Below are 8,279 nucleotides of genomic sequence, written 5' to 3' on the forward strand. Positions count from 1 at the left end.
CGGGCCTCACGCGGCAGCCGGGTGTCCGTCAGGCCGTGCGGTCCGTCAGGCCGTGCGGTCCGTCAGGCCGTGCGGTCCGTCAGTGCTCAGTAGTGGTCCGGGCGGTGCGGCCCGGGGGTGTGCGGCAGGTCGCCGTCGTGCGGCCGCTCCTCGTCCGAGCCGCACATCTCGGCGTTCAACTCCTTGACCAGCTCCACCAGATCGGTCGGCCGGTCCGGGCCCCACCAGTCGCCCAGCAGCGCCGCCAGGGATTCCTCGCGCGCATGGGCGAGCCTCCCCGCCACCTCCCGGCCCTTGTCGGTGAGCACCAGGGGCAGCCCGGTCCGTACGGCGAGCCCGCGCTCCTCGATCTGCCGGGCGGCGGCGGAGATGATGCCCAGGGGCACGGTGCTGCGCTCCGCGAGCAGGGCCGGCTCGGCGGAGCCGTAGCGGTTGATGCGCAGCAGCAGCCAGCTCGCCGCGGGCTTGAGGTCGTATCCGGCCTTCTGGCTGATCGTGAGATAGACCTCGCGGCGGCCCTCGCGGCTGCCGAGGACGGACAGGGCTCGGACGACCTCGTCGTGCGAGGAGCGTTCGACGGGGTTGCTGGCGAGGGTCTCGGTGATGTCGGGGGTGGTGACCGAGGCGCGCAGCGGGTCCTCCTTGAGGAACCAGGCGACGGCGAAGGCGACGAGCACGACCGGGGCCGCGTAGAGGAAGACATCGGTGATCGACACCGAATAGGCGTGCAGGACGGCGGGCTGGAGGTCGGCGGGGAGGTCGGCGACGTTGCGGGGGTCGGACTTCAGGGCGTCAACGCTCACGCCCGGCGGCAGTCTGCGGCCGGCCAGTTCCTCGGCGAGCTTGTCGTCGAGCTGTGTGGTGAAGATCGTGCCGAGGATGGCGACGCCGAACGACGCGCCGATGGAGCGGAAGAAGGTCGCCCCGGAGGTCGCCACACCGAGGTTCTCGTAGCGGACGGAGTTCTGCACGACGAGCACCAGCACCTGCATGACCAGGCCGAGGCCGAAGCCGAAGACCGCGAAGTAGGCGCTCATCTCCCAGCTGCCGGTGGTCTCGTCGAGCTGGTGGAGCAGGAGGAGACCGATGGTCGTGATGCCGGTGCCGGCGATCGGGAAGACCTTCCAGCGGCCCGTACGGCTGACGAGCCGGCCGGAGAGGGTGGAGGAGACCACCAGGCCGGCCACCATCGGCAGTATGTGCACCCCGGAGAGGGTCGGCGAGACACCCTGTACGACTTGCAGGAAGGTCGGCAGATAGGTCAGGGCGCCGAACAGCGCGAAGCCGACGACGAAGCCGATGACCGAGCAGAGCGCGAAGGTCCGTATCCGGAACAGCCCCAGCGGCAGGACGGGCTCGGCGGCCCTGCGCTCGACGGCGATGAAGGCGACGAGCAGCACCACGCCGAGGACGCCCAGGAGGACGATCTGCCAGGAGCCCCAGGCCCAGGTGGTGCCGCCGAGCGAGGCCATCAGGACCAGGCAGGTGGCCACGGAGGCGATGAGGAAGGTCCCGGCGTAGTCGATGGTGCGCGGGACCCGCCGAACAGGGATGTGCAGTACGGCGGCGATGACGAGGAGTGCGACGACGCCGATGGGCAGGTTGATGTAGAAGACCCAGCGCCAGCTGAGCTGATCGACGAAGACGCCCCCGAGCAGCGGCCCGAGCACGCTCGCCGCGCCGAAGACCGCGCCGAACAGACCCTGGTAGCGGCCGCGGTCGCGGGGCGGCACGAGGTCGCCGACGATCGCCATGGACAGCACCATCAGCCCGCCGCCGCCGAGGCCCTGGAGGGCGCGGAAGGCGATGAGTTCGGGCATGTTCTGGGCGATACCGCAGAGTGCGGAGCCGATGAGGAAGATGACGATGGCGCCCTGGAAGAGCTGCTTGCGGCCGTACTGGTCGCCGAGCTTGCCCCAGATGGGGGTGCCCGCGGTCGAGGCGAGCATGTAGGCGGTGACGACCCAGGAGATGTGCTCGAGCCCGCCCAGGTCACTGACGATGGTGGGGAGCGCGGTGGAGACGATCGTCTGGTCGAGGGCGGCCAGCAGCATGCCGAGGAGGAGCGCGCCGATCGCGACGAGGACGCTGCTCTTCGGCCGGTCCTCGCCCGGGGCTACGGTCGTGCTGTCGCTTTCCCGGCGGGCCTCCGGGGCGCCGCTGGGGGGGCCGGTCCCGGAACCTGTTCCGGGACCCGCGCCGGACCCGGCTCCGGCGTCGGCGCCGGTTCCGCGGCCCGGTTCCGGGGCGGATCCCCTCGGGGCGCTCGGGTCCTGAGCCATGGATCGACTCCTCAGATGGGGCTGTCGCACCGTGGTACGCAATCCATCCTGGTCGGTTCGGCCCGTTATGGCCTGCCGAGTCCGCCTTCGGCGCCAACGGATTTCCGGAGGGGCTGGTCCTCGGCCGGGATCGTTTGTATCGTGTAGGAACAAAGTGGTTCCGCCCGCATTCCCTGACCGGCGGGCGGAGCCCTTTGTCCTCTTCCCGCTCTCCCGTGCGCTCTGGAGCATGCCGATGACGGCCGATACCCCTCTGTCCGCTCCGTCCGCTCTGTCCGCCCGCGCTCTGCTGATCGACATGGATGGCACCATCGTCAACTCCGACGCCGTCGTGGAGCGCTGCTGGCGCCGCTGGGCCGAGGAGCAGGGGCTGGACCCGGAGTACGTCCTGGGCCACGTCCACGGACGGCAGGGGCACGCCACCATGGCAGTGATCCTCCCCGAGCGCGCGGCCGAGCTGAATCACGCCGACAACAAGCGGATGCTCGAGCAGGAGACCTCCGACATCGAGGGCGTCGTGCCGGTACCGGGCGCACCGGCCTTCATGGCAGCGCTCGCCGGGCTGCCGCACGCGCTGGTCACCTCTGCGGACGAGGCGCTCGCCCAGGCCCGTCTGGGCGCCGCCGGGCTGCCGGTTCCGGAGGTACGGGTCACGGCCGAGCGGGTGGGCGCCGGCAAACCGGACCCGGAGGGCTTTCTCAAGGGCGCCGCGGAGCTGGGCTTCGGGCCCGGGGACTGCATCGTTCTCGAGGACTCCGAGGTCGGTATCGCGGCGGGCCGGGCGGCCGGTATGCGGGTCCTGGGCGTCGGGCCGCGAGCAGCCGCGCACGGGCCGACCGCGCACGTGCCGACGCTGGAGGGCGTCCGCGTGGAAGCGCTCACGGACGGCGGCCTGCGGCTGCACCTGCCGAGCCGAGGCTGAGCGAGCGAGGGCGCGCGCAGCCGCCGCTCACGTACGCGTTCCACGCATCCCGGCGGCGGCCACAGCACGACAGTTCACGGCTGCCCGCATCCCGCGGCCGCATCTCCCCCCGATCTCGCCGATCGGGGGTGGGACGGCTGCCGCCGCGCCATCGGGCTCGTGGCGCTCACCGGCCGTCAGCCGCGACTGCCTCGTACAGTTCGGCCGTCAGGCCGCGACTGCCTCGTACAGTTCGGCCGTCAGGCCGCGACTGCCTCGTACAGGCTGAAGCCCGCGAGCGCCAGCATCACCACGGCCGCGACCCTGGTGATCAGGCGCAGCGGTACGAACTTCATGAGTGTGCGGCCGCCCAGGATGCCGATCCCGGCGACAGCCCACAGCGCCAGCACCGCGCCCAGGCCGACCGACACCGGGTCGTCGTAGCGGGCAGCGAGGTTGGCAGTCATGATCTGTGTGAGGTCGCCGAACTCCGCGACCAGGATCAGCATGAATCCGGCGCCCGAGACCTTCCAGAAACCCTGGTCGGCGGGCTGCCGTATCTCCTCCTCGCCCTCGTCCCTCCTGAGCAGCAGCGTCACCGCGCCCGCGAGGAAGAGCAGACCGACCACGGCCTGGACCAGGCGGTGCGGCAGCAGGGTCAGGACGCTGCCCGCCGCGACGGCGAGCGCCACGTGCACGGCGAAGGCGGCGGCGACGCCCGCGAAGACGTACGAGGCGCGGTAGCGGGTGCCGAGCATCAGCCCGGCGAGGGCGGTCTTGTCGGGCAGTTCGGCGAGAAAGACGACGCCGAACGCGACTGCGGCGATGCTGATGCTGATCACTGCGGTGATTTCCTCGATCGGTCGGACTGCCCCACCGAGAGACCTGCGTGAATCAGGGGTCGCTTCGGCACGGCAGCGTCTGGCTGGACACTGCGGCCGAAGGTCTCGCCGGCGCGGTACGCGGCGACGTACCGGCCTCCGGGCGCCGGCCCAGCCATCGACCCGGCGCACGAAGCGCTCCGCCAGTGACAGTGATCGGGTGACGGGTGACGGGTGACGGGTGACGGGTGAGCAGTATGTCGACGGTCCGGCGAAGAGCTACTCCCCTTCTGCCGGTCCAGCGTACGTGATCGTCACTCGGCTCCGACCCGGTGGAGACGTCCGCGCGCGACCAGCTCGAGCACCAAAGCGACCGCCACCGCCTGCACCGCTATCAGCGCGACCAGCACGAAGAGCTGCACCGCGCCCGCCTGCACCGGTGACGCCCCGCCCAGCAGCATCCCGACGAACGCCCCGGGCAGGGTGACCAGCCCCACCGTCCGCGTCTGGTCGAGCCCGGGGATGAGTGCGTCGGACGCGACGGGCCGGGCGACCTCCAGGCGCGCCTCCCGTTCGAGCAGCCCCAGCGCGAGCGCGGCCTCTACCTCCCCGTACCGGGAGTGCAGCTCGTCGAGCGCACGGCGGCCGGCGAGCACGGTGGCGGTGAGTGCGCCGCCGATGAGGATTCCGGTGACCGGGATCAGCGCGATGCCCTTGAGCGGCACGAGGCCGGTCAGCAGCAGGGCCGCGACGACGGGGGACGCTCCGGCGCCGATGGGGACGGCCGCCCACCACCAGGTGCGGTTGCCGGTGATACGGCGACCCGCGGTGCGTACGGCGACGGCGAACATCAGCGCGATAAAGGACAGCAGGAGCGGGACGGCGCGCACGACCCAGCCGATGACATAGGAGACGGCGGCGAGTTGGACGGCGGCACGGAGCCCGGCGACGGCGATGGCGCGGGCGTAGCCGTGGCCGTGGCCGTCGGCGAGCCGGGCGAGAGCCGCGACGCCCATCGCGGCGATGAGCAGCGCGGCGAGTACGACGCCGAGCGTGGCGTCGACCGGGAGGAGGGTGTCGGCGGCGGCCGGCAGCGGAGCGGGGGCGACGACCGGCGAGGCAGCGGCTGCGTGCACCCGGTCACCCTATGTGATCCTCATGCGGACCACATGCGGACCTCGTGCGGTCCTCCGGCTCTGGGACCGGCACCGATTCCGGACGGCGTTCGGGTGTGAACCGGCGGCGCTCGAGGCGCAAACCCCTTGATATGACGTGAGCATGTCGTCACGCTGTTACCTGGCGCCCACCCCCCAGAAACCTGGCGTCGCGACGATGGCCAGGCTTCAGCGGCCAACATCCCCCCACCCAGAGGGAGTTCGCATGTCCCATTCGCACACCACCCTTACTGCGCGGCGCAAGATCTACGCGCGTCGAATAGGCATGATCGCCGGACTGTCCGCACTGACCGGTTCCGTGCTGCTGAGCGGCCCGTCCGCCCAGGCCGCCCCGCCCACCCCGCCGAGCGCCGCCACCGCCCGTACCTACCTGAGCCAGCTCACGGTGCAGGCCGAGGGCTCCTCGGACGGCTACAGCCGTGACAAGTTCCCGCACTGGATCACCCAGAGCGGTGCCTGCAACACCCGTGAGGTCGTACTCAAGCGCGACGGCACCAACGTCCAGCAGGATTCCAGTTGTGCGGCGGTCAGCGGCGACTGGTTCTCCCCGTACGACGGCGCGACCTGGCACAACGCGGCCGACGTCGACATCGACCACGTCGTCCCGCTGTCCGAGGCGTGGAAGTCCGGTGCCAACAGCTGGACCACGGCCAAGCGCCAGGGCTTCGCCAACGACCTGACCCGCGCCCAGCTGATCGCCGTCACGGACAACGTCAACCAGTCCAAGGGGGACCAGGACCCGGCCGAATGGCTGCCGTCGGTCAGCAGCTACCACTGCATGTACGCCCGCATGTGGGTGTCCGTGAAGCACTCGTACAGCCTCAAGGTCGACTCTGCCGAGAAGTCGGCGCTCAGCGGCATCCTGAACGGCTGCTGACGAATTCCGGAAGAACCCAGGGGAGGAAACTCCCCACTTCCCTCCGTCGTTCCGTACCGTACGGAGCGATGGAGGGAGGGCAGCCACCGATGGCGGGACTGCTTCTGGGACCGCTGGTGCGGTATGTGGACGAGGACAGCGCGACGGTATGGGTCGAGACGAGCCGTCCGTGCGACGCCGAGGTCGTCTGCGAGGACGGCTCGGGCGCGGCCGGTGGTGTCGCGCGCACCTGGCAGGTCGCCGGGCATCACTACGCGCTGGTCACGGTCCGCGGGCTGAGACCGGGCACCAGCACCCCGTACCGCGTTCGGCTCGACGGCCAGGAGGTCTGGCCGCTGCCCGACAGCAGCCACCCGCCCAGCACGATCCGCACGCTTTCGGCTCCTGCGGCTCCCGGTGCGGATGCGGTTCCTGGGCCCGGTGCGGTTCCCGGAGCTCCCGCGGCTGCCGCGGCTCCCGGGGACGAGTCCGAACCCGCGCTGCGCGTGGCCTTCGGCTCCTGCCGCTGGGCAGCGCCTCCCTCGGGCCGGCGCCCGCACCGCGCCGGTGGGACATCCGCTCCCGACCCGGTGAACCCGGAGACGCACGGGAAGCCGTACCCCGCCGGAAGAGTCACCGCCCCCGACCCGGTCGGCCCGGACGCGCTGGATCTGCTCGCCGCCCGTATCGCCGCCGACCCCGACGCCGAGCGGCCCGACGTACTCCTGCTACTGGGCGACCAGGTGTACGCCGACGAGACCTCGGCCGCGATGCGCCAGTGGCTCTCGACCCGCCGCGACCTGAGCGAACCGCCGGGAGACCAGGTCGCGGACTTCGAGGAGTACACCCGGCTGTACTACGAGTCCTGGCTCGACCCCGAGGTGCGCTGGCTGCTCTCCACCGTCCCCAGCTGCATGATCTTCGACGACCACGATGTGATCGACGACTGGAACACCAGCGAGAGCTGGCGGGAGAAGATCCGGGCCACGCCGTGGTGGGAGGAGCGGGTGCTCTCCGGGCTGATGTCGTACTGGGTGTACCAGCACCTGGGCAACCTCTCCCCCGCCGAGCTCGCCACGGACCCGCTCTTCAAACAGGTGCGGACAGCGCAGGACGGAACCACGCTCGTACGGGAGTTCGCCGCCAGTGCCGACGCCGACCCCTCGTACACCCGCTGGAGCTACCGCCGCGACTTCGGGCGGGTGCGGCTGCTGATGCTCGACACACGGGCCGGGCGGGTGCTGGAGGAGGGTCGGCGGGCGATGCTCGACGAGCGCGAGTGGGCCTGGCTGCGCGAGCAGGTGCCGGCGGACGGGCCGGGGGCGTACGACCACCTGCTGATCGGCACCTCGCTGCCGTGGCTGCTGCCACCCTTCATCCACGACGTGGAGCGGTGGAACGCGGCGCTGTGCGCGGGAGAGCGCGGGACCCGCTGGGCGCGGTTCGCCGAGGATCTGCGGCAGCGCGCCGACCTGGAGCACTGGGCGGCCTTCCCGCAGTCCTTCGACGCGCTCGGTGCGCTGGTCGCGGAGGCGGGCAGCGGACCGAACGCCCCGGCCACGGTGTGCGTGCTGTCGGGGGATGTGCACCATGCGTACGTCGCGGAGCCGAAGTGGGCGGACGACGAGCAGCCGGTCGCACGGGCGTTCCAGCTGACCTGCTCACCGGTGCACAACAGGGTCCCGGCCTCGATCAAACTCGGCTTCCGCTTCGGCTGGAGCCGGGCCGGGCAGTGGCTGGGACGGAAGCTGGCACGGCACACGCGGCAGGGGCCTCCGATGATCCAGTGGCGCAGGACGGGCGGGCCGTGGTTCGGCAACCAGCTGATGACGCTCACCCTCCGCGGGCGCGGGGCGCGTCTGCGCCTGGACCAGGCGCGGCGGAACCGCGACGGGCAGGAGCGGCTGGCGGAGGTCCTCGACACCGACATCGGTGCGACTGCGGGCGGTTCGACAACCGGCTGAGGATGTGGCGGCCGGGCCTTGGGTCAGCGCTGGGCGACAAGGGCTCTGCCTGATCGGGAGCACGTCGTCAGGGGCAAGTGGTCGGGTGCGGGCACGTGGTCCAGCGGCCTCCGCATGACCGGTCGCACATGGTCAGGCGCCCGCGGTCGGACGCACCTGGTCGGGCGGGCCTCCGCATGACCGGCCGCACATGGTCAGGCGCCCGCGGTCGGACGCACCTGGTCGGGCGGGCCTCCGCATGACCGGTCGCACATGGTCAGGCGCCCGCGGTCGGACGCAC

General features: G+C 71.5%; 6 protein-coding genes. 3 read left to right on the top strand and 3 right to left on the bottom strand.

Annotation, left to right across the window (positions count from 1 at the left end; all coding sequences use genetic code 11):
* Nucleotides 1-86: 86 nt before the first annotated feature.
* On the bottom strand, nucleotides 87-2,282 hold the full coding sequence (locus ABZW18_RS11810; protein ID WP_356185569.1) for an MFS transporter: 2,196 nt from the start codon (nucleotides 2,280-2,282) through the stop codon (nucleotides 87-89).
* A 235-nt stretch (nucleotides 2,283-2,517) separates the two neighbouring features.
* On the opposite strand from ABZW18_RS11810, the gene ABZW18_RS11815 reads away from it, so the two are divergent.
* Complete coding sequence (locus tag ABZW18_RS11815; RefSeq protein WP_356185572.1) at nucleotides 2,518-3,204, top strand: HAD-IA family hydrolase; 687 nt, start codon at nucleotides 2,518-2,520, stop codon at nucleotides 3,202-3,204.
* Nucleotides 3,205-3,443: 239 nt separating this feature from the next.
* On the opposite strand, the gene ABZW18_RS11820 is transcribed toward ABZW18_RS11815, so the two are convergent.
* Nucleotides 3,444-4,025 carry a TMEM165/GDT1 family protein gene (locus ABZW18_RS11820; protein WP_356185575.1) on the bottom strand — a complete coding sequence of 194 codons (582 nt, stop codon included), beginning with the start codon at nucleotides 4,023-4,025 and terminating at the stop codon, nucleotides 3,444-3,446.
* A gap of 293 nt (nucleotides 4,026-4,318) precedes the next feature.
* Nucleotides 4,319-5,098 carry an ABC transporter permease gene (locus ABZW18_RS11825; RefSeq protein WP_356185640.1) on the bottom strand — a complete coding sequence of 260 codons (780 nt, stop codon included), beginning with the start codon at nucleotides 5,096-5,098 and terminating at the stop codon, nucleotides 4,319-4,321.
* Between the two features lie 286 nt (nucleotides 5,099-5,384).
* On the opposite strand from ABZW18_RS11825, the gene ABZW18_RS11830 reads away from it, so the two are divergent.
* Together ABZW18_RS11830 and ABZW18_RS11835 are read left to right on the top strand one after the other, a co-directional pair.
* The gene (locus ABZW18_RS11830) at nucleotides 5,385-6,056 is read left to right on the top strand and encodes an HNH endonuclease family protein (protein ID WP_356185578.1); all 672 of its coding nucleotides are present in this window, start codon (nucleotides 5,385-5,387) and stop codon (nucleotides 6,054-6,056) included.
* A gap of 89 nt (nucleotides 6,057-6,145) precedes the next feature.
* Complete coding sequence (locus tag ABZW18_RS11835) at nucleotides 6,146-7,999, top strand: alkaline phosphatase D family protein (protein ID WP_356185581.1); 1,854 nt, start codon at nucleotides 6,146-6,148, stop codon at nucleotides 7,997-7,999.
* Nucleotides 8,000-8,279: the final 280 nt, after the last annotated feature.

It is taken from the genome of Streptomyces sp. NPDC004647, from assembly GCF_040609575.1.
In the GTDB taxonomy this organism is placed as follows: Bacteria; Actinomycetota; Actinomycetes; order Streptomycetales; family Streptomycetaceae; genus Streptomyces.

Coding starts and splice junctions, on each gene's coding strand:
- ABZW18_RS11810 (WP_356185569.1), bottom strand. CDS start 2,282: ATGGCTCAGGACCCGAGCGCCCCGAGGGGATCCGCCCCGGAACCGGGC.
- ABZW18_RS11815 (WP_356185572.1), top strand. CDS start 2,518: ATGACGGCCGATACCCCTCTGTCCGCTCCGTCCGCTCTGTCCGCCCGC.
- ABZW18_RS11830 (WP_356185578.1), top strand. CDS start 5,385: ATGTCCCATTCGCACACCACCCTTACTGCGCGGCGCAAGATCTACGCG.
- ABZW18_RS11835 (WP_356185581.1), top strand. CDS start 6,146: ATGGCGGGACTGCTTCTGGGACCGCTGGTGCGGTATGTGGACGAGGAC.